14 protein-coding genes are annotated in these 20780 nt (G+C 61.7%); 5 read left to right on the forward strand and 9 right to left on the reverse strand.

Annotated features, from left to right (window positions below):
- The first annotated feature begins 97 nt into the window (after positions 1 to 97).
- Together GOW31_RS18445 and pbpC are read left to right on the forward strand one after the other, a co-directional pair.
- Complete coding sequence (locus tag GOW31_RS18445) at positions 98 to 5524, forward strand: alpha-2-macroglobulin family protein (protein WP_171172104.1); 5427 nt, start codon at positions 98 to 100, stop codon at positions 5522 to 5524.
- Between the two features lie 36 nt (positions 5525 to 5560).
- Positions 5561 to 7597, forward strand: coding sequence for a penicillin-binding protein 1C (gene pbpC / locus GOW31_RS18450; RefSeq protein WP_171172106.1), 2037 nt, complete (start codon positions 5561 to 5563; stop codon positions 7595 to 7597).
- On the opposite strand, the gene GOW31_RS18455 is transcribed toward pbpC, so the two are convergent.
- From GOW31_RS18455 to GOW31_RS18470, 4 genes are read right to left on the reverse strand one after another with little or no spacing between them, the layout of a single operon-like run.
- Entirely contained in the window at positions 7594 to 9636 is a 2043-nt protein-coding gene (locus tag GOW31_RS18455) for a hypothetical protein (protein WP_171172109.1), read from the reverse strand. The two genes, pbpC and GOW31_RS18455, sit on opposite strands and share 4 nt — an antisense overlap.
- Positions 9633 to 12395 carry a DUF4159 domain-containing protein gene (locus GOW31_RS18460; RefSeq protein ID WP_171172111.1) on the reverse strand — a complete coding sequence of 921 codons (2763 nt, stop codon included), beginning with the start codon at positions 12393 to 12395 and terminating at the stop codon, positions 9633 to 9635. The genes GOW31_RS18455 and GOW31_RS18460 overlap by 4 nt, the downstream gene beginning before the upstream one ends.
- Complete coding sequence (locus tag GOW31_RS18465; protein WP_171172113.1) at positions 12392 to 13267, reverse strand: DUF58 domain-containing protein; 876 nt, start codon at positions 13265 to 13267, stop codon at positions 12392 to 12394. The genes GOW31_RS18460 and GOW31_RS18465 overlap by 4 nt, the downstream gene beginning before the upstream one ends.
- Positions 13264 to 14271: a MoxR family ATPase gene (locus GOW31_RS18470; protein WP_152459465.1), complete on the reverse strand. Its 1008-nt coding sequence runs from the start codon at positions 14269 to 14271 to the stop codon at positions 13264 to 13266. Before GOW31_RS18470 ends, GOW31_RS18465 begins: the two co-directional genes overlap by 4 nt.
- Before the next feature lie 64 nt (positions 14272 to 14335).
- Between GOW31_RS18470 and GOW31_RS18475 the strand changes: the two genes are divergently transcribed.
- The gene (locus GOW31_RS18475; RefSeq protein ID WP_171172115.1) at positions 14336 to 14911 is read left to right on the forward strand and encodes a DUF1285 domain-containing protein; all 576 of its coding nucleotides are present in this window, start codon (positions 14336 to 14338) and stop codon (positions 14909 to 14911) included.
- Here the strand turns inward: GOW31_RS18475 and GOW31_RS18480 are convergent.
- Both GOW31_RS18480 and GOW31_RS18485 read right to left on the reverse strand, forming a co-directional pair.
- A complete protein-coding gene (locus tag GOW31_RS18480) occupies positions 14894 to 15862 on the reverse strand; it encodes a DMT family transporter (RefSeq protein ID WP_171172117.1) in 969 nt (322 codons plus the stop codon). The genes GOW31_RS18475 and GOW31_RS18480 overlap by 18 nt on opposite strands.
- Positions 15850 to 16011 carry a hypothetical protein gene (locus GOW31_RS18485; protein ID WP_171172119.1) on the reverse strand — a complete coding sequence of 54 codons (162 nt, stop codon included), beginning with the start codon at positions 16009 to 16011 and terminating at the stop codon, positions 15850 to 15852. The genes GOW31_RS18480 and GOW31_RS18485 overlap by 13 nt, the downstream gene beginning before the upstream one ends.
- A gap of 9 nt (positions 16012 to 16020) precedes the next feature.
- Here GOW31_RS18485 and GOW31_RS18490 point away from each other — a divergent pair, with 9 nt between their 5' ends.
- Together GOW31_RS18490 and GOW31_RS18495 are read left to right on the forward strand one after the other, a co-directional pair.
- Positions 16021 to 16776 (forward strand): hydroxypyruvate isomerase family protein, encoded by a 756-nt coding sequence (locus GOW31_RS18490; RefSeq protein WP_171172121.1) that lies wholly within the window; start codon positions 16021 to 16023, stop codon positions 16774 to 16776.
- Positions 16761 to 17081 (forward strand): DUF2798 domain-containing protein, encoded by a 321-nt coding sequence (locus GOW31_RS18495; protein ID WP_371813789.1) that lies wholly within the window; start codon positions 16761 to 16763, stop codon positions 17079 to 17081. The genes GOW31_RS18490 and GOW31_RS18495 overlap by 16 nt, the downstream gene beginning before the upstream one ends.
- Before the next feature lie 20 nt (positions 17082 to 17101).
- Here the strand turns inward: GOW31_RS18495 and polA are convergent, their stop codons facing one another.
- The 3 genes from polA to GOW31_RS18510 form a co-directional block, all read right to left on the reverse strand.
- Positions 17102 to 19900 carry a DNA polymerase I gene (polA, locus tag GOW31_RS18500; RefSeq protein WP_171172123.1) on the reverse strand — a complete coding sequence of 933 codons (2799 nt, stop codon included), beginning with the start codon at positions 19898 to 19900 and terminating at the stop codon, positions 17102 to 17104.
- A 70-nt stretch (positions 19901 to 19970) separates the two neighbouring features.
- The gene (locus GOW31_RS18505) at positions 19971 to 20468 is read right to left on the reverse strand and encodes a hypothetical protein (protein ID WP_171172125.1); all 498 of its coding nucleotides are present in this window, start codon (positions 20466 to 20468) and stop codon (positions 19971 to 19973) included.
- Between the two features lie 55 nt (positions 20469 to 20523).
- Positions 20524 to 20700 (reverse strand): zinc-finger domain-containing protein, encoded by a 177-nt coding sequence (locus GOW31_RS18510; protein ID WP_152459472.1) that lies wholly within the window; start codon positions 20698 to 20700, stop codon positions 20524 to 20526.
- Between the last annotated feature and the right edge of the window lie 80 nt (positions 20701 to 20780).

Genomic DNA, 20780 nt, shown 5'->3' on the forward strand with positions numbered 1-20780 from the left:
TTCGGATCTCAGCATCGCGACAGGGAATGAAAAACTCTTTAAGCCGTTGCGCTACAGGCGCGCGCCATGCAAGGTTGAGCGCAAAGAGGAGAGCACGATGCACCGCTTTGTTTTTATTTCAATAACTTACTTAGTTTTCCTTCTGATCCTTCCCGCTGCCGTTCTGGCGCAGAGTGCGGTGCCCGAGTTCCGCTATGTCACCTCTCGGGATACGGATTTTTACGGGTCGGATCTGGATCCGTTGTTCGACACCGATCTGAAGTCCTGTATTCAGGCCTGCTCGGCCAACGCGCAATGTAAGGCGTTCACCTACAACACTCGATCCGATGCCTGCTTTCCCAAAAGTGGCGTGAACCGACAAGAGGCGTATCAAAGCGCATTGTCCGCGCAAAAGGTGCCAAGCAGCGAACAGACCCTAACCTTGGGAAAAACGCGCACACAAGCGCTGAGCGTCCTGAGTTCTGACGATCTGGGGCACGCAAGAAAGCAAGCCCGCGATCTGGGATTCCTGCACCCGGCAGGGGGGTATGACCTTCAGGCCGTTCTGGATGCGGCGCGCGACACGGGCAGTGTCGCACAAGCGATGCAGTGGACCGGTGTCGCCGTATCGCTCAGCGACAGCGCGGATCTTTGGGTGGAATATGCGCGCCTGCTGCTGGCCATGAACCCTTCGGGTTGGAATGAGCGGCGCGACCTGCGCAACCGCGCGCTGAATGCGTCGATCAATGGCTATCTGCGCGCCGAAACCCCCGGCACCCAGATCGCTGCCCTGATGACCCTTGCGGAAGCCTTGGAAGAGGTTGAGCGCGGGCGCGACATGATTCCCGTTCTTCGGCTGGCCGAGCAAGTGCAGCCGCGCGAAGACGTGCTGTCCGCATTGGACAAAGCGATCGGCAAATACGGTTTCCGCGTGGTCGACAGCTCGGTCGAAAGCGATGCGGCAACACCCAGGATCTGTATCGAATTCTCGGAATCGCTGGTCAAGGCCGGGGTCGACTATGATCCCTTCGTTCAACGTGACGTCGACGGGCTGGTCGTGCAGGCCGAGGACAGCCAGCTTTGCGTCGATGGGGTCGCGCATGGCCAGCGTTATCGCCTGACATTGCGCGAAGGCTTGCCTGCCGCCTCGGGCGAAGCACTGAATCGCAGCATCGAACTGACCCATTATGTACGCGACCGGACGCCTTCGGTTCGGTTTCCAGGGCGCAGCTATGTCCTTCCGAAATCTGCCGACGCGGCCTTGCCCGTCGAAACGGTCAATGTCACCGAACTTGACCTGACACTGCGGCGGGTCAGCGACCGGAACCTGTTGCGTGCCGTGCAACAGGATTTTTTCGGTCGCCCTCTCAGCGAATGGCAGGAGGAAGAATTCTCGGACCAGATTGCCCAGGACATCTGGACGGGTACTGCCGAGGTTTCAAACCGGTTGAACCAGACCATGACGGCACGTCTTCCCATGGCCGAAGCGATCTCGGATCAACCTGCGGGTATCTATGCATTGACCGCCCGGGTTCCGGGGGCCGATCCCTATGACGATCCCGGCGCAACGCAATGGTTTGTGCTTTCTGATCTGGGGATCAGCACCGCCTTGGGCACTGACGGGCTGCACGTGACCGTGCGCGGGCTAAGCGACGCGGCACCGCGCGAGGGTGTCGAAGTTTCGCTGGTCTCTGGGGCGAATGCTGTCATCGCATCGGCACAGACCGATGAAACCGGCTATGTTAGGTTCGATCCGGGCCTGACACGCGGCAAAGGGGCCAGCGCGCCTGCTCTGGTGACGGCGGCAATCGATGATAGCGATTTCAGCTTTCTCTCGCTGACCGATCCTGCCTTTGACCTGTCGGATCGCGGCGTTGAAGGGCGCGCACCGGCGGGGCCGGTCGATGTCTTTCTGACCACCGACCGAGGTGCCTATAGGGCCGGCGAAGTAATCCATGTCACCGCCCTGTCCCGCGATGGCAAGGCGCAGGCCATCGAGGGCCTGCCTCTGACGGCGATCCTGTATCGCCCGGACGGGGTGGAATACCGCCGGTCTGTCTCGGATGGTGGTGTTGCCGGGGGCCATGTCTTTGCCCTGCCCGTGGCCGCAGACGTACCGCGCGGCGCATGGAAGATTGAAATCAAATCCGATCCCAAGGGCGATGCGCTGGCGCGTCAGACCGTTCTTGTCGAGGATTTCCTGCCCGAGCGTATCGATTTCGAACTGACCCTGCCCGACGCACCCTTGCGCCCCGGCGACAGTCCACCGCTCGCGATCGACGCGCGCTATCTGTTTGGAGCGCCGGGGTCGGACCTGAGCATTGACGGGCAGGTCATCGCACGCCCGGCGAACACGGTCCCAGGCTACGACGGATATCGCTTTGGCCGCTATGATGCAGAAACCTCGATCAGGAGCACATATTTCGGAGACATGCGCACAGACGCGACGGGGCACGCGACCGTAGCAGTCAAAATCCCTGTGTTAGAGACCGAAGGAAAGCCAATCGAGGCCGAAATCATCGCCCGGCTGGCCGACGGCTCGGGCCGCCCGGTCGAGCGTCGCCTGACCGCGCCCGTCCTGCCGCCGCACCCTGTTATTGGTGTCAAACCCCTGTTCGACGAAGTCATCCCGGAAGGCACCGAGGCTGCGTTCGAGATCGTTGGCCTGTCTCCTGAGCTGACGCCCATTCCTATGCGTCTCCGCTGGACGCTGAACAAGATAGAAACGCGCTATCAGTGGTACCAGCTTCACGGCGACTGGAACTGGGAACCGACAACGCGCCGCAGTCGTGTCGCCACCGGCGAGGTAGACGTCTCCTCTGACCCTCTGATGCTGACCCAACCGGTGGAATGGGGGCGCTATGAACTGGTGGTGCAGCGAGTTGACGGAACATATTCCGAAACCGCCGTCGATTTCTATGCGGGCTGGTATCAGGCCGCCGATGCATCGACCACGCCGGACCGGCTTGAAATGTCGTTGGATCGCGACAGTTATCGCATCGGGGATACGGCGCAGTTGCGGATCGTGCCCCGCATGGCCGGTGTCGCTCAGATCGAAGTCCTTTCGAACCGTCTGATCCATCGCCAGATCGTGGAGGTGCCCGAAGGGGAAACTCTGATCCCTATTGAGGTGACCCAGGATTGGGGCGCCGGGGCTTATGTCACCGCAACCGTGATCCGCCCAATGGATGTTGCAGCCGGTCGGAACCCCGCGCGGGCGATGGGCGTGGCCCATGCCAGCATCGATCCAGGGGACCGCAGACTTTCCGTAATTGTCGATGTGCCCGAGGTCACTGCACCGCGTCAGACGCAAAAAGCCCGTATCAGGGTCGAAAATACCGTGGACGACGAACCGGTCTGGCTGACGCTGGCCGCCGTCGACGTGGGCATTCTGAACCTCACCGGGTTCAAAAGCCCGGACCCGCAAGGATACTATTTCGGGCAGCGCCGTCTGGGTGTTGATCTGCGGGATGTCTACGGGCGGCTAATCGACGGCATGAACGGAGCCATGGGCACAGTGCGCTCGGGCGGCGACAATGACAGCGGGATGCGTCGCCAGTCTCCGCCACCGACACAAGACCTGATGGCCGTGTTCAGTGGCCCGGTCGAGATCGGCGCGGATGGAGAGGTTGAGATCGACATTCCCCTTCCCGCCTTCAACGGAACCGTCCGGCTGATGGCCGTCGCGTGGTCGCGCAAAGCCGTCGGTCAGGCCGAAGCTGAAATGATCGTCCGCGACCCGGTGGTCGTCACTGCCAGCCTTCCGCGCTTCCTTGCCCCGGGCGATCAAAGCCGGATGCGTCTTGAGATCGTCCATGCGGATGGCACATCCGGAGAAATGGCACTTGGCCTGACCGCCTCCGATGGTTTGGAACTGGGCGCGGCACCGGCCAGCTTTGTGCTGGAGGACGGTGGCAAGGCGGTTTTCGAGATCCCGATCACGGCCAGCGCCATCGGCGATCCTGAAATCAGCGTATCGATCACCACACCTGATGGGCGCGACCTGTCGCAAACCCTGCGAATGCCGGTGCGGGCCAATGATCCGGTGATTGCACAGACGCGGCGTTTTGCCTTGGGCGCAGGCGATAGCTTCCTGTTTTCGCAGGATGTGTTTGACGGGTTCCAGCCGGGTTCGGCCAAGGCCATCCTGTCCGCCGGAGCGTTGGCCAAATTCGACACGCCCGGTCTGCTGGATCAGCTGAACCATTACCCCTATGGCTGCACCGAACAGATCACCAGCAAAGCGCTGCCGTTGCTGTACCTGTCATCCGTTGCGCAAGCCACGGGGCTGGGGGATGGCCCGGTTGTGGATCAACGCATCGCCGATTCGATCCGCAGTATCCTGACCCGTCAGGCCGCAAACGGCGCCTTTGGCCTGTGGCGCGCAGACAGCGGGGATTTCTGGCTGGACGCCTATGTGACCGATTTCCTGTCCCGTGCCCGCATTCAGGGGCATCCCGTGCCGGACCGGGCGTTTGCTCAGGCGATGGACAATCTTCGGAACAGGGTCAATTACGCGCCTGATTTCGACGAAGGCGGTCAGGACATCGCCTATGCCCTGATGGTTCTTGCGCGGGAAGGCGCGGCATCGATGGGCGATCTGCGCTATTACGCGGATGTCAAAGGGGATGCCTTCGACACCCCTCTGGCGGCGGCGCAATTGGGCGCAGCTCTGGCCTCTTACGGCGACCAGACCCGCGCGGATGCGATGTTCAACCGTGCCGCGCGGATGCTGGATCGGCAACAGAACCAGCAACAGAACGTCTGGCGCGCTGACTACGGCACCCAACTTCGGGATGCAGCGGGCTTGTTGAGCCTTGCAGTGGACGCGGGCAGCGAGGCGATTGACCGCGATGCTTTGATCCAATGGGTGAGCACGGGCCGCACGCCGCTGTCCACTCAGGAGGCCACGTGGTCATTGCTGGCGGCGCACGCGCTTGTGTCTGACCCAACGGGATCGGGCTTGATGGTCAACGGGGCGCCGGTTTCCGGTCCGTTCGTGAAAGTTCTGCAATCCGGACAGGCGGACGAGATCAACGTCACGGCCGCCGACGATCAGGCGACGGATATCACCTTGACGGTCACAGGCATCCCTGAGGTTCCTCCCGAGGCAGGCGGCACCGGCTATGCAATCGAACGGCGGTATTACTCGATGGATGGTGATCTGATCGATTCAGACAGCTTTGCCGTGGGTGATCGGTTCGTCACCGTATTGCAAATAACACCGTTCGAAAACGGCGGCGCGCGGCTGATGGTGAACGATCCACTGGCCGCCGGGATCGAGATTGATAACCCAAGCCTGCTGCGCTCGGGCGATGTCCGATCGCTGGACTGGCTGGATCTGTCCGACGCCACCCATACCGAGTTCCGCTCGGACCGGTTCCTGGCCGCCGTTGATTTGTCCGGTCGTGAAACCGTGACGCTGGCCTACGTGGCGCGCGCCGTGACACCTGGCGTGTTCCATCATCCGGCGGCCTCGGTCGAGGACATGTACCGCCCGCGGAACCGGGCGCGGACATCTACCGGACAGGTCGAGATCCAGTGACCGGCCTTGCGCCATACCCTTGTTTGGGCGGTCGACATGCCTAGGCGGTCGCGGCTCTTGTTTGCGCTGGCCGGAGCACTCTATCTGACGGCACTGGCACGGGATGGTGTTGACCGCTGGGTCGATGCCACAACGCTGCCTTCCGTTCTGGCTGAAACTTCGGTCGAGATGCGGGACCGGAATGGCGAGCTTTTGCGGGCGTTTCCAGTCGAGGATGGCATCTGGAGGCTGCGGCCCGGCGCAGTTGACCCGGATTTCATCGCGATGCTGATCCGGTACGAGGATAAACGGTTCTGGACCCACGCCGGAGTGGACCTCATCGCGATGCTGCGGGCTGCCGGGCAAAGCCTGTGGAACGGGCGTAACGTGTCGGGCGGGTCCACCCTGACCATGCAGGTGGCGCGGTTGATCGAAGATGGCCCAACCGGGCGCTGGAGCGGGAAATTTCGCCAGATCAGAGTCGCATTGGCGTTGGAGCGGCGTCTGAGCAAACAGCAAATCCTGAACCTTTATCTGACCCATGCCCCCTATGGTGGCAATCTGGAAGGGCTCCGTGCCGGCGCCCGCGCGTGGTTTGGAAAGGACGCCACGCGGCTGACGCCCGCGCAAAGCGCCCTGTTGGTTGCGTTGCCGCAATCCCCCGAGGCCCGGCGCCCGGATCGCAAGCCAGAGGCCGCCCGACAGGCCCGCGACCGGGTTCTGAACAGGCTGGTGCGCCACACCGTCCTGACCGATGCCCAAGCGCGTGCGGCCATGACCGAACCCCTTCCGGATCGGATGAAGCCGTTTCCGCGCTTTGCACCCCATCTGACTGACCGCGTGAGGCTGCAAGCACCCGCAATCCAGGCCTTCGATCTGACGCTGGATGCCGGATTGCAGGCCCGGCTGGAAACCTTGGTGGCACAGACCGCGACCCGCGTCGGACCACGCGTTTCCGGGGCTCTGATCGTAGCCGACCATCGCAGCGGCGAGGTTCTGGCATCGGTCGGATCTGCCGGGTATCAAGATGCCCGTCAGGGGTTCGTGGATATGACCCGAGCCGTACGGTCGCCCGGATCGACCCTGAAACCTCTGGTCTACGGGCTGGCCTTCGATCAGGGGCTGGCCCATCCCGAGACCCTGATCAGCGACAGCCCCGTGATGTTTAGCCGATACGCACCGCGCAATTTCGACGGCGCCTTCCGTGGCGATGTCCGGGTGCGGGACGCCCTACAGCTGTCGCTGAACATCCCCGTAGTGCGCCTGACGAATGAGCTGGGGCCCGCTCGGTTGATGACGGCTTTGCGGTTGGCCGGGTCAGAGCCACGTCTGAATGGCGCAACACCCGGATTGGCGATTTCTTTGGGTGGCGTGGGGTTGAGCCTGCACGATCTGGTACAGGTTTACACCACTCTGGCAGCTGGCGGTACAGGCCCGATCCTGCATCATGACGTTCTGGCAGACGCCCAGCGCACCCGGCGCGTTCTGTCGGAAACCTCGGCATGGCAGGTTTCGGACATTCTGGCCGGGCTTGCGCCACCGGCAGGCGGTGCAACAGGGTCGCTGGCCTACAAGACTGGCACGTCTTATGGCCACCGCGATGCCTGGGCCATCGGCTTTGACGGGCAGCACGTCATAGGGGTCTGGCTGGGCCGCGCCGATGGAACGCCTGTTCCCGGTGCATTCGGGGGCGACCTTGCCGCACCCCTGTTGGCCGAGGCTTTCAACCTGTTTAAACCCGACCTCACGCCCCTGCGCCCACCGCCGCCTTCGACCTTGCTTGTCGGCGCGGCCCAATTGCCTCAGCCGTTGCAGCGATTTCGCCCCCGCACGACAGCTTTCAAGGATGATCCTTCCGCGCCGGACCTGCTGTTCCCGCCCGATAACGCCGTGTTAGAGACGTCAGGAGCACCTCTGACGGTCAAACTGCGTGGCGGCGTCGGGCCGTTTTCCGTACTGGCGGATGGCGTGCCGGTGCTGACCGGGCAGCGGCGACGAGAGTTCGAAATCCCCAATCCGGGGACCGGCTTCACCTCACTTGTCGTGGTGGATGCGCAAGGTCAATCCGACAGGGCGTCAATCAGGATCGATTAGCGCCGACCCTCGCGCAGCCAACCGCCCAACAGGAAACCTCCCGCCAACAGCAAAACCAGCCAAGGTGGCAGCAAACCCGCCTGGGTAACATCCCGTGTCTCGTAGGCATCGCGCGGGGTCAGACCGATCCAGCCCCGACCAGCCGCCGGGCGCCCGGCGCGCACGTTGCGGATCGACGGCAACCCATCTTCCACCCGGATCACGCCGCCCCGCATGCCGGCCAGAACCGGTTCAAGAACATCCCCCGTTGCGATGGTGCGTTCAAACTCCTTCGGCGCGGCGGGACCAAGCCCGATCACGGCCATGTGGTCACCTTCCTGCAAACGGTAAAGACCAATCTCGGGCCCATAGTATTGCGCTTCGAACCGCCCCGGAGAGACCTCTTGTAAGGTGATTTCCAGCGTTTCGCCGTTCGGGCGCGTCACAGTCACCGGACCCACATCATCCCCAAGCGTCTGTCGAATGATGCGCATGGACTGCCCGTTGGCTTCGGCCCACAGCGCCTCTTCCTCGAGTTCGGGTTCCTTCATCATCCAATGGGCCAACCGGCGCAAAAGCTCCAGTTGCGGGCCGCCACCTTCAAAGCCACGGCTCCACAGCCAGGCGTGGTCCGAAGCCAGCATCGCAACACGCCCTTCGCCCACTCGGTCCAGAACCAGCAGGGGGCGTTCGTCAATGCCCGTCATCAGAACCTCGCCCGAGCGATGGTTCACATCGATCTGGCGCAACCAGGCCCCCCAATCCTCGGAATCGCCAAGGTTTGTAGTCACCGGATGGCGCTGACCCAACTCGCTGACCTTCGGAACAAAGCGTTCCTCGAAGACACGCGCGGAAGGTTGCGCCGGCAGGATCGGCGCCAGCGGCGACCGGAAAATGCTGTCAGCTCCGGCGAAATCGGGACCGGCCGCAATCAGAACCGCGCCGCCGTCATTGATATAACTGGTGACGTTGTCCAGATAGATCGCAGGCAGGATGCCGCGCCGCTTGTAGCGGTCGAATATGATCAGATCGAAATCGTTGATCTTTTCCAGAAACAACTCGCGGGTCGGGAAGGCGATCAAAGACAATTCGTCCACCGGCACGCCGTCTTGCTTCTCGGGCGGGCGCAGGATGGTGAAATGCACCAGATCGACCGAGCTGTCGGATTTCAGCAGGTTGCGCCATGTGCGCCCGCCCGGATGAGGTTCACCCGAGACCAGCAGAACGCGCAGGCGATCCCGAACGCCGTTCATCTGGATCAGCGCGGTGTTGTTGCGGTCGGTCAACTCGCCTTCGGCCAGGGGCACGGAAAACTGGATCACGTTGCGCCCGCCATGAGGCAGGGTGACAGGCAGTTCGACATCCCGACCGATTGGAATACTCAGTTGCTGAGGCTCACCACCATCCACGGAAATCTCCAACGGCGCTGTCGCGGCACCCGCGGGGGCTGCTCCGCTGTCTTCAACGCGCAGGGTCAAAGTCACCGATTCACCGATGATGGCAAAAGCAGGCGCATTTCGGACGATAAGCCGGCGATCCCAGTCGTCCGCACGCCCGGTTTGCAGCAGATGCATCGGCGCCGGCAATTCCAGTGCCTGATCGGCATCGTGCACGATCCCGTCCGATATCACCAGAATGCCTGCGATGCGCGCACGCGGTTCTTCGGCCAGGGCCTCATTCAGGGCGGCCATGACCAGCGTGCCCTCATCCCCGTCACCGTCGCCGACCCGAATGCGGCGCAGTTCCGTATTGTCCCGCGCCTCGATCTCGGCGGCCAGATCTTCGGCGGCCTGCGCAGTCTGTTCGGCCCGGTCCGAAAGTGTCTGGCTGGCGCTTTCATCCTCGATCATCAAAACGATATCCGTCAGCGGCGCGCGGTCCTCGACTTGATAGACCGGACCGGACAGTGCCGCGATGACAACCAGGGCCGCCAATCCCCGCAAGGCCCAGCCCGACAAACCGCGCCACAAGGCCAGAGCTACTCCGACAGTGGCAATCGCCCCCACAGCAGCCAAAAGCGGCCACGGGATCAGAGGGTCGAATATGACGGTTCCGGTCATTGTCCCAACCTGTCCAAAAGGGCGGGCACGTGGACCTGATCGGATTTGTAATTCCCGGTCAGCACGTGCATCACCAGATTGACGCCAAAACGATTGGCCAGTTCGCGTTGCCGTTCCCCGGCATACCCACGACCGACAGGCAAAAGGGCCTGGCCGTTGCGATCCACGGCCCAGGCCCCGGCCCAGTCATTGCCGCCGATAACCACCGGTGTCACGTTGTCATTGAGGTTTCGGAAAGGCATCCCTTCGATCTGTTCTGCATCCCCGGGTGCAGCTTCGACCCAGACTTCTGCGCCGGAATAGCGGCCCGGGAAATCCTGGAGCAAATAGAATGTTCTGGTCAGGACGTGATCGCGGGGAATCGGCTCTAATGCAGGGATATTCAGCGGTCCGGCCAGTTGCTGCAACTTGCGGCCATTCGGACTGGATGCGCCGAAACCGGCAATATCCGCATCGCGCGTATCAAACAGGATCATCCCACCCGAACGCAAATAAGCGTTCAGTTTGATATACGCCTCGGCCGAAGGTTGCGGCTGGTTCGGCGTAATGGGCCAATAGAGAAGCGGAAAGAATGCCAGTTCGTCTCGTTCCAGATCAACGCCGATTGGGTCCGCCGGTTCGACAGAGGTGCGAAAGAACAGGGTTTGCGCCAAGCCCCGCAATCCGGCCTCGGCAATATCGTCCACCTGCGCCTCACCGGTCAGCACATGCGCCAGCACAAGCTCGTACGTTGCGGCAAGGGCAAATTCGGTATCTTCGGGCGTCTGCGCCTGTACGTCCGGCACCAGCAGAAAAGCGGCCATCGCGGCAGCCGCCGTTCGCGCCAGACCCAGCCTGCCCGACAAGGCCAGCGAGGCAATTACGTCAACCGTCAGCAAGATCAGTGCGAGGCTGAGCAACAGGCCACCAAGCGGGGTTTCCGTGCTGACCTCCTGCCCTTTGATCGGCACATTGGCGGGCCAGGTCACCGGGCGCAGCTCGGTTTCTTCCGAGACCACGTTCAATGCCAGCTTCTGCTTTCCGCTTTCATAGAGACCCGGACGCAAATCTGGCCCGATCCGGCCCGAGATCAGCTGAACGCCATCCACACCGGCCAGGGTTCCGGCATCTGACAGGGCGCCAAACCCGTCCATAATCTGAACCGGCTCCCACGTGGTGCCTTGCAGTTGCGATTCTTGCCGCGACTTGGCTGCCGAAGCCACGGCCAAACGATCCAGCATCTCGACGAACAGGCCCGACAACGGCAGGCTGGACCATTCGGCATCCGCAGTGACGTGAAACAGCACCACCTGCCCAAGCCCCAAAGCCTTGCGTGTCACCAACGGAGTTCCGTCGGACAGCGAAGCAATCACGCGATCCGCCAAGTTAGGGTCTGGTTGCGCCATGACTTGGGTCGAAACAACCACGTCCTTTGGGATATCCAGGCCAAAAAACGGAGAGCTCTCGGGGAATGGAGCCAGCGTCTTGGCTTCGCCCCAGCTCATCGCACCGCCGACGGATCGTCCACCGCTGCGCAGCCGCGCCGGCAACAGGGTGTCTTCGGTATCCCTGCCCAGATCGCTGGCCGCCATGCGCGGACCGGCAAAACGCAGCAGAAGCCCGCCCTGTTCGACCCATTCGATCAAAGCGGCCTCTTCCGGCTCCGACATCTGCGCCACGTCCGACAGGACGATCACATCCGGGTTGGCGGGCAGAACCTCAAGCAGGCCGCCATCGACAAAATCTGCGGTCGGGACCAGGACCTGCGTCAGGTAATGCAGGGGTGACAACAGCTCCAGCCCTTCACGGTTGCGGGTTCCGGCAATCAGCGCAACCTCGCGCCGGCGCAGACTGTCATCGGTTAAAGTCACGGCCCCGGCGGACCTTTGGCCCTGAATTTCAAACCGCGTGATACGGGCGCGCAATTCCGACGGCAGCGCCAGATCGGCCTGCGCCGTGCTTTCGCCGGCTTCAAGGGTCAGCTCAACGGAATGCAGCACCCGGGCCGTGCCCGCCGGATCACGGCCTTGCGCCAATACCGTCACACGGTCTTCCGGTCCGGGGCCCGCGCGCTGAACGGTCAATTGGATCAGCCCGTCCTGATAGGCCGCAGGCCGGATTGCAACGGGCCGGGAGGCCGCCTGATAGACCGTCACATCTCCGCGCGCCTGAAGGATGGACACCAGTTCAGCGTGGTCTGCATAGTCCAGCCTGTCACTGAACCAATGGGTATCAAACCCGCCGTCAACGGCGTTCAACGCGGCAATGGTTTGAGCAACCTGATCCGCATTCGGCTGCCAGGGGTTCGGGGTCAGCCCAGGCAAACGCCCGCGCCACGCTTCCGCAGCCTGAAACACCGGTGTTTCCGGCTCTGTCAGGCGCAAAATCGCAACGGTTCGGCCCGCGCGCCCGGCCTCCGACAATTGCGTGTCGATTTGGTCAAGTGTCGCCGGCCAGCGCGCGGCTCCGGCCCAACTGGCGTCCAGCACCAGCAGCAGCGGCCCGGTTCCGGTTTCATCCCGTGACGGGTTCAGAACCGGCCCTGCCAGCCCGATGATGATCGCAGCCGCCGCCAGCATCCGCAGCAGCAGCAGCCACCATGGGGTGCGGTCGGATACGCTTTCGTCATCCTTCAGGCCCAACAGCAGCGTGACCGCCGGGAACAAGCGGCGGATCGGTGCGGGCGGAACCGCGCGCAGGATCAGCCACAGGATCGGCAGGGTCAGAAGACCCAGCAACACCCATGGCGCGGTAAAGCCGATGCCCGCCAGAACCGTCATCGCGTGCCCCCATCCAAGGCCCGATAAAGCCATAACAGAGCCGCTTGCGCGCTGTCGCCCGTGTGGTGCAGGCCCAGTTGCCAACCCGTCGCTCGGCACAGTTGCCTCAGCGCGTCCTTGCGGTGCGCCAGGCGTTCCAGATAACGGTCCCGCAGCTCGGCAGCCTTGAGCGTTTCGTGTCGGACAGACCCTCCGACGCTTTCGAAAATGGTGCGCCCGCGATAGGGAAACGACTCTTCACCCGGATCCAGCACTTGCAGAACCACACCGCGCACGCCACGGTCGGCGGCTTTGGTCAGGGCAAGTTCAACCTCATCCATCGGGCCCAGAAAATCCGAGATGAACACGGCGCGGGCATGAGGGATCATGGCGCGGTGTTCGGGCGGGGCGTAGTCCGCTTGATTATCCTCGGACCAGGCCTGCGCCAGCCGGATGATCTGCGCATTGCCGCGCCGGGGCGGCAAGGTGGTGCCGGTCAGACCTACGCGTTCACCGCCGCGCACCAGAAGGATGGATGTCGCCAGCCCCAACAGCCGCGCGCGATCCGCTTTGGTCGGCAGGGTCTTGTCGGACGCAAACCGCATCGAAGCCCCCTGATCGACCCATAACATCACGGATTGCGCGATCTGCCATTCCCGTTCACGTACGAACTGCTGATCCCCCCGCGCCGAGCGGCGGTGATCGATCATGCGACGGCTGTCGCCGACCTGCGCCGGGCGGTATTGCCAGAAATCATCCCCCATCCCGGACCGCCGTCGACCGTGGTCGCCCAGCAGAACGGTTCCGGCCAAGTGCTCGGCCCGCGCCAAGAGGGGCGGCAGCCGTGATGCCTCGGCTTCGGATCTCTCGCGAAGGGTCAGCTCGGCATTCACGCCGCGGCCTCGGTCCGGATCAGCCCGACAGCGGTCGAGTCAATCAGCTCTGCAAGGCTGTCACCACGCGCCCTTGCCGCAAAGTTCAGTGCCATCCGGTGGCTGAGCACCGGGCGCGCCATATCCAGAACATCCTCGGCATTTGGTGCCAGGCGTCCCTGCAACATGGCACGCGCCCGCACCGTCATCATCAGCGCCTGCGCGGCACGGGGGCCCGGACCCCAGGCCACGGTTTCGGCAACCCGTTCGGACACACCGGGTTCTTCGGGGCGGAAGGCCCGCACGAGATCAAGAATCAGTTCAACGACGGATTCTCCGACCGGCATCCGGCGCAACAAGACCTGCGCAGCCAGCAACTCTTCCTTGCTGAAAATCTGATGTGCCTCTTCCTCTTCAACCCCGGTCGTGGCCAGCAGGATATCCCGCTCGGTCTGGCGGTCGGGGTATTCGACGTCAATCTGTACCAGGAACCGGTCAAGCTGGGCTTCGGGCAGCGGATAGGTGCCTTCCTGCTCAATCGGGTTTTGCGTTGCCAGCACGTGGAACGGCGTACCCAATGAACGGTCCTCGCCTGCCACGGTAACGGTGCGTTCCTGCATCGCCTGCAACAGTGCCGATTGTGTCCGCGGGCTTGCCCGGTTTATTTCATCCGCCATTAACAACTGACAGAAGATCGGGCCGGGAATGAACCGGAAATGCCGGCTGCCATCGTCGGCAGTGTCCAGAACCTCGGACCCAAGAATATCGGCGGGCATCAGATCGGGCGTGAACTGAATGCGGCTGCCATGCAGGCCCATCACCGTCGACAGAGTCTCGACCAAGCGTGTCTTGCCCAAACCCGGCAGACCGATCAACAGGGCATGGCCGCCGCACAAAAGTGCGGTCAGCGTCAGGTCCACGACCCTCTCCTGCCCGATGAAGCGGCGGGTGATCGAGGCCTTGGCCTCTTGCAGCTTGTTTTCCAGCGCTTCGATCTCGGCTACGAGGTCGGCAGGTTCGGTCATGACTTTCCCTTCCGTGGACTATTATGATTGAAGTGTATCGCGCTGAGAGGAAATGGCAAAAGCAATGAGCGGACAAAAACCTGTGAAACCGTCGCCAGATGGTCTGGCGGCATCGGTCAAAGCGGCCAAAACCAACGGTTTACCGCCCGTTCACCTCTGGAATCCTCCGTTTTGCGGCGATCTGGATATCAAGATCGCAAAAGATGGCACATGGAGTTATTTAGGCTCACCCATCAACCGTTTCGAGCTTGTGAAGCTTTTTTCCTCAATTCTTAAGAAGGAAGACGGCAAATTCTTCCTCGTCACCCCGGTCGAAAAGGTGGGAATCACTGTCGAAGACGCGCCGTTTGTCGCTGTGGATTTCGACCGGGACGGGGATGGAAAGGACCAGTCGTTGACCTTCACAACCCATGTTGGCGACAGGGCTGTGGCCGGAGCTGATCATCCGATACGAATTGTTATCGACCCTGAAACAGACGAACCCTCACCCTACATATTGATCCGCGACAACCTCGAAGCTCGGATAGACCGCAAAAGCTTTTACCGCCTCGTCGAGATCGGAACGCACCATGACGGCTGGTTCGGTGTTTGGTCAGGCGGGCAGTTCTTTGGCCTGATCCCCTCAGCCGACCTGAGCTAACCGTGGCGCGCGATCCTGTGCCAGCACGACAGCCATTGCAACAATGCTCGCACCCAATGCCCGGGTCCAGTTCCATTCGTCCCCCAGCATCAGCATGATCAGCATCACGTAGAACGGGGCAACATTGATGTGAAAAGAGGCCAGCGCCACGCCTAGCTTGCCGACGGAGGTGATGAAAAATACCTGGCTGAGACCCATTGAGATAAGCGCATAGATCATCAGCATGCCTGCCTGTTGCATGTCGAACGCAGTTGCAGGCATCACGTCCAGACCAAACTGCGCCGATCCGAAAACCAGCAGCGATGCCATGGCCAGCCCTCCGACAAAGGTGATCGTCGTGCGTCCGGTCTGGCTCAGTTCGGCGAAATCCCGGGCGGTTGCCATGCTGGCCCAGCAAAATAGCACCGTTGATCCAACCGCACAGGCCGCGCCCAGACCCAACTGGGCCGGGGCCAAGGCGCTGGTGGCGATCAACCCGCCGACAATCGATACAGTTACGCCCAGCGCAAAATTCCACTTCAGCCGGCGTGTGCCAGCAGCCAATTCAAGCAATGTGGCCACCAAAGGTGCGCAAGAGACGATGATTGCCACCGTCACCGGGTCGGTCAGCTTTTGCGCCAAGATCAACAGGAACATTCCCGACCCGATTCCAAGGCCGCCGACGGTCATTGCATGACCCCAGCGGGCTGAAACAACCCGGCGCGGCCCGTCCAGAATCAGCCAGACCGGCACCATCACCAACACGGCCAGCGCCAGTCGCGCGGCCAACAGGGCGACGGGCGGCCATGTTTGCAACAGCACCTCGGCCGCCGGAAACCCGGCCGCCCATGTCAGCATCGATGCCACGGCCAACCCGTTGCCCGACAAGGCAGAATGCTGTCCCGCCGGCGCAGAAAGGCTGTTCCCGCGGACGGGGTCTGGGCTCATCGCCATCGTTTTCAAACCTTCCATTGGCACGGCGTCAGAAAATTGATTCGCCGCAATGCAGGAAGCGTTTCCGATTTCATCGGGTCGATCTGGTCGAATTTCGACAAACTGTCGTTTTCTGTCACTTTCACAGAAATCAACGCGCGGATAAGGTCGGGCCACCAGAAATCCATGGGCCGCCTATGCCAAAATTCGCCGCGAATATCTCATTGCTCTTTGCCGAACTTCCGTATCTGGATCGGTTTCAGGCAGCGGCAGATGCCGGGTTCCAGGCGGTCGAGATCCTGTTTCCGTACGAACTTGCTGCAAAAGAAACCCGGCGTGCCTTGCTGGCCAACGGACTCGAACTGGTTCTGATCAACGCGCCCCCGCCGAATTATACCGGTGGCGTGCCGGGTTATGCCGCCATCCCCGGCGGTGCGTCCCGGTTTCAGTCTGATATCCGCCGCGTTCTGCGCTACGCTCAGGTGCTGCGGCCGGGCTTCATTCATATCATGTCCGGATACGCAGCCGGGACGGATGCGTTGGACTGCTTCGTGCAAAACTTGCAGTGGGCCGCCGATTTCGCACCGCAGCAGACATTTACGATCGAACCCCTCAATCCGATGTCCCAACCCGGCTATTTCCTGAACGACTATAATCTGGCGACCGAGGTACTGGGCCGCGTGGATCGCCCGAATGTCGGTCTGCAATATGACAGTTTTCACGCACATATGATCCACGGCGACGCGCTGGCCGTCTGGGAGCGTTTTCACCCCAGTGTTGTCCACGCCCAGATTGGGGCCGCCCCCGAACGTTCTGAACCGGGACGCGGGCCTACGGATTTCGCGCAGCTTTTCGCGGCAATGGATGATGCTGGTTACAGCGGTTGGGTCAGCGCCGAATACGCGCCTTCGACGGCTCGAACGGATGCGACCCTGGCTTGGATGCGACGTTGACGCCGTTCATCGGGCTGGAATTCGCTGCCCGAAAGGCGCACATATCGGGCAAGCCGTTTTCGAGGATGCCCGATATGATCCCTGCCCGCTTTGCCCATGCCATCTTTGGACTGATCATGTCAGGGCTGATGTCGTGCATCGTCACCGGGATCGCTACGGTCAAGGCAGTGGGGTTCCATCCTGAAACGCTGGGCGACTGGATGGCGTCCTGGGCCTTTTGCTGGCCCATCGCGTTCACGGTGATCCTGGTCCTAGGACCTTCGGTGAAACGTATGGTCGAAGGGTGGGTCAGGCCACAGGGCTGACCCGGAAGGCTGACCTGGTGCTAGTGCGCCTCGGCCCAGTTCGCACCCTGGCCAGCATCCACGCTCAGCTTCACATCCAGTTTCACCGCCGGGTCCGAGGCACCCTCCATCACCTCGCGCGCCACGTCGATCAGCGGATCCACGGAATCCTCGGCGACTTCGAACAACAATTCGTCATGGACCTGCAACAGCATCTTGGCGGGCAGCCCGTTGATCGCACCCGGCATCCGCACCATCGCGCGTCGGATCACATCCGCCGCAGTGCCCTGAATCGGCGCGTTGATCGCCGCCCGGCGCGAGAATCCTGCATGCGGCCCCTTGGCGTTGATCTCGGGCGTGTGGATCTTGCGCCCGAACAGAGTTTGGACATAGCCGTGCTCTTTGGCAAATGCCACCGTGTCATCCATGTACTGGCGAATGCCCGGAAAGCGTTCGAAATAGCGGTCAATGAAACCCTGTGCCTCGGCCCGCGGGATGCGCAGGTTGCGCGCCAGTCCGAAGCCCGAGATGCCATAGATCACACCAAAGTTGATCGCCTTGGCCTGACGGCGGATGTCCGGCGTCATCTCGTCCAGCGGCACGTCGAACATTTCCGACGCGGTCATGGCGTGGATGTCCAGCCCGTCGGCAAAGGCCTGTTTCAGGGTCGAAATGTCGGCGATATGCGCCAGGATGCGCAGCTCGATCTGGCTGTAGTCGAGGCTGACCAGAACATTGCCCGGCTCGGCGACAAAGGCCTCGCGGATGCGGCGGCCCTCCTCGGTGCGCACGGGGATATTCTGCAAATTGGGGTCGGTCGAGGCCAGACGTCCGGTATTCGCCCCGGTGATGGCATAAGACGTGTGCACCCGGCCCGTGTCGGGGTTGATATGGGTCTGAAGCGCGTCGGTATAGGTTGATTTCAGCTTGGACAACTGGCGCCAATCCAGCACCCTGCGCGGCAGTTCATGCTCGGTCGCCAGATCTTCCAAAATATCAGCCCCGGTCGAGTACTTGCCGGTCTTGCCCTTCTTGCCACCTTCTAGGCCCATCTTGTCGAACAGGATCTCACCCAACTGCGCGGGTGAGCCGACATTGAAGTTCTCACCCGCCAGTTCGTGGATTTCAGCCTCTAAACCGGCCATTTTCTGGGCAAAGGCGTTCGACATACGGCTCAGCACGTCGCGGTCGACCTTGATGCCATGCATCTCCATCTCGGCCAGAACCGGCACAAGTGGTCGTTCGAGCGTCTCGTAGACAGTCGTCACCTGCACCCGGTGGAGCTGCGGTTTGAACAGTTGCCACAGGCGCAGCGTTATATCCGCATCCTCGGCGGCATAGGCGGTGGCCTCGACGATCGGCACCTTGTCGAAGGTGATCGCAGATTTGCCTGACCCCAGCAGCGGCTTTATCGGGATCGGCGTGTGGCTGAGATACCGTTCCGAGAGCGTATCCATGCCGTGCCCATGCTCACCGCCATGCATGGCATAGGACATCAGCATCGTATCATCGATCGGGGCCACATCGATACCGTGACGCCGGAAAATCTTGGCATCGTATTTCATGTTCTGCCCGATTTTGATGATCGAGGGGTCCTCAAGCACCGGCTTCAGCAGCGTCAGCGCCTCATCCAGAGGCATTTGCCCTTCAGCCAGCGCGTCCGACCCGAACAGATCATCCGCCGCACCATCGCGGTGGGTCAGCGGGATGTAACAGGCTTCGCCGGCCTCGACACACAGCGAAATACCGACCAGATCCGCGATCATTTCATTCAGACCGGTGGTTTCGGTATCAACAGCGATCCAGCCTCGTTCATGGGCCAGATCGATCCACTTTTGCAAAGCCGCTGCATCGCGGACACATTCATACCTTGCCGCGTCAAACGGGATCGTCTCGGCCTCAACTTCCTTGGCCGCAGGCGTCGGAGCGTCGGCGATGGCCGGTGCTTCGGCCCCCAGCTTGTCGGCGATCCGTTTGGTCAGTGTGCGGAATTCCATATCCGCCAGAAAACCCAGCAGGGTCTCTACATCGGGCTCTCTCACTTCAAGGTCATCCAGCGTGAAATCCAGCGGTGTGTTCTCGTCCAGCTGCACCAGTTTCTTCGACAGTTCGATCTGATCGCGCTTTTCGATCAGGGTTTGTCGGCGCTTGGGCTGTTTGATTTCCTCGGCCCGGTCCAGCAGTGTTTCCAGATCACCGTATTCGTTGATCAACAGCGCCGCCGTCTTGACCCCGATTCCCGGAGCGCCCGGCACATTGTCAACGGAATCCCCCGCCAGCGCCTGAACATCCACAACGCGCTCAGGAGCAACTCCAAACTTCTCGATCACCCCGTCCCGGTCGATACGCTTGTTCTTCATCGCATCCAGCATCTCGACGCCGTCACCGACCAACTGCATCAGATCCTTGTCAGAGCTTACGATGGTCACGCGGCCCCCAGCCTCGCGCGCCTGCACGGTCAGGGTGGCGATGATGTCGTCGGCCTCATAGCCTTCGAGTTCCTTGCAGGCGATATTGAACGCCTTTGTCGCCTCGCGGGTCAGTGGAATTTGCGGGCGCAGGTCCTCGGGCATCGCTTCGCGGTTGGCCTTGTACAGGTCGTACAGATCATTCCGGAATGTGTGCGACCCCTTGTCGAAAATCACCGCCACATGGGTTGGCGCATCCGGCCCGGTGTTCCCTTCGACATATTTCTGAAGCATGTTGCAGAACCCGGACACCGCCCCAATCGGCAGACCATCCGACTTGCGGGTTAGCGGAGGCAGCGCGTGATAGGCCCTGAAAATAAAGGCCGATCCGTCGATCAGATGCAGGTGACATCCTTTTCCGAAATTGCTCATGCGCGCGCTCCCTGTCGGTCAGGGATGGTTCTGCCACAGGGTCGCGCGGGTGACCAGCCAAGAACGCAGCCTAACCGCCAAACAATCCCGAGAAGACGTCAGAGAAACTGTTCAGCAAAGCCATGATCACCAACACCCCCAGCAACGCAAAAAACGCAAAGGCAAAGAACTGGAACACGATTGCCCCCGTACCTATAACCATTCCGGCGATGGCAGGGCGCCGCTTTTCGTGACGCAGGATGCCAACGGCCGAGATGACGATCGCAAGCCCGCCAAGCATGGCGACACCGATCCGCAGGAAATCATCCAGATCGCGGGCGCGGGCAACGGGCTCGGGTTGTTCCATCCCCGCGGCGGCCCTCAGTGTCGATTTGCCGATCTCGGCCGCCAGTTCGCCCAGCGACACACCCGCAGTCTGCTGAGGTGCAAAGGGCCCCGCCCAGAATATAAACAACGCAGCAAACAACGCCAAAGATGCGATGCAGAACCCAACCCAGCCGAAAACCGGGTTAACATTGTCAGTGGCCGAAATTCCGGTCATCACGTATCCCTGCTTTGGTTGCGCCAAAGCACTAACATGAAAACCGAGGCAAGATTTGGGCAAAACCCGGCTGGTCGGGCAATCAGCCCTGTTCACGGCCCTTCAGCACATATTTGCAGTCGCAATACGGGCATTCGACCCAGCCTGTATCCTCGGGGATTTGCAGCCAGACGCGCGGATGGCCCAATGCGCCTTCGCCGCCGTCACAGGCGACACGGGCGGTTTCGACGATCTTGGTTTCCGGCGCTTCGATGGTCACGGCTGGCGATCCTTCTTCGGTTGTCGGCCTCGCGGGCATGTATTAGGTGCGTTTATGAGCGATGAGCAATCCGGGGGCAA

This window comes from Ruegeria sp. HKCCA0370 (assembly GCF_013033705.1).
Taxonomy (GTDB): Bacteria; Pseudomonadota; Alphaproteobacteria; order Rhodobacterales; family Rhodobacteraceae; genus Ruegeria.

What these genes read in the sequence shown, in the direction of transcription:
- GOW31_RS18445 (WP_171172104.1), top strand. Translation starts at nt 98, where the DNA reads ATGCACCGCTTTGTTTTTATTTCAATAACTTACTTAGTTTTCCTTCTG.
- pbpC (WP_171172106.1), top strand. Translation starts at nt 5,561, where the DNA reads ATGCCTAGGCGGTCGCGGCTCTTGTTTGCGCTGGCCGGAGCACTCTAT.
- GOW31_RS18455 (WP_171172109.1), bottom strand. Translation starts at nt 9,636, where the DNA reads ATGACCGGAACCGTCATATTCGACCCTCTGATCCCGTGGCCGCTTTTG.
- GOW31_RS18460 (WP_171172111.1), bottom strand. Translation starts at nt 12,395, where the DNA reads ATGACGGTTCTGGCGGGCATCGGCTTTACCGCGCCATGGGTGTTGCTG.
- GOW31_RS18470 (WP_152459465.1), bottom strand. Translation starts at nt 14,271, where the DNA reads ATGACCGAACCTGCCGACCTCGTAGCCGAGATCGAAGCGCTGGAAAAC.
- GOW31_RS18475 (WP_171172115.1), top strand. Translation starts at nt 14,336, where the DNA reads ATGAGCGGACAAAAACCTGTGAAACCGTCGCCAGATGGTCTGGCGGCA.
- GOW31_RS18480 (WP_171172117.1), bottom strand. Translation starts at nt 15,862, where the DNA reads ATGGAAGGTTTGAAAACGATGGCGATGAGCCCAGACCCCGTCCGCGGG.
- GOW31_RS18485 (WP_171172119.1), bottom strand. Translation starts at nt 16,011, where the DNA reads ATGGATTTCTGGTGGCCCGACCTTATCCGCGCGTTGATTTCTGTGAAA.
- GOW31_RS18490 (WP_171172121.1), top strand. Translation starts at nt 16,021, where the DNA reads ATGCCAAAATTCGCCGCGAATATCTCATTGCTCTTTGCCGAACTTCCG.
- polA (WP_171172123.1), bottom strand. Translation starts at nt 19,900, where the DNA reads ATGAGCAATTTCGGAAAAGGATGTCACCTGCATCTGATCGACGGATCG.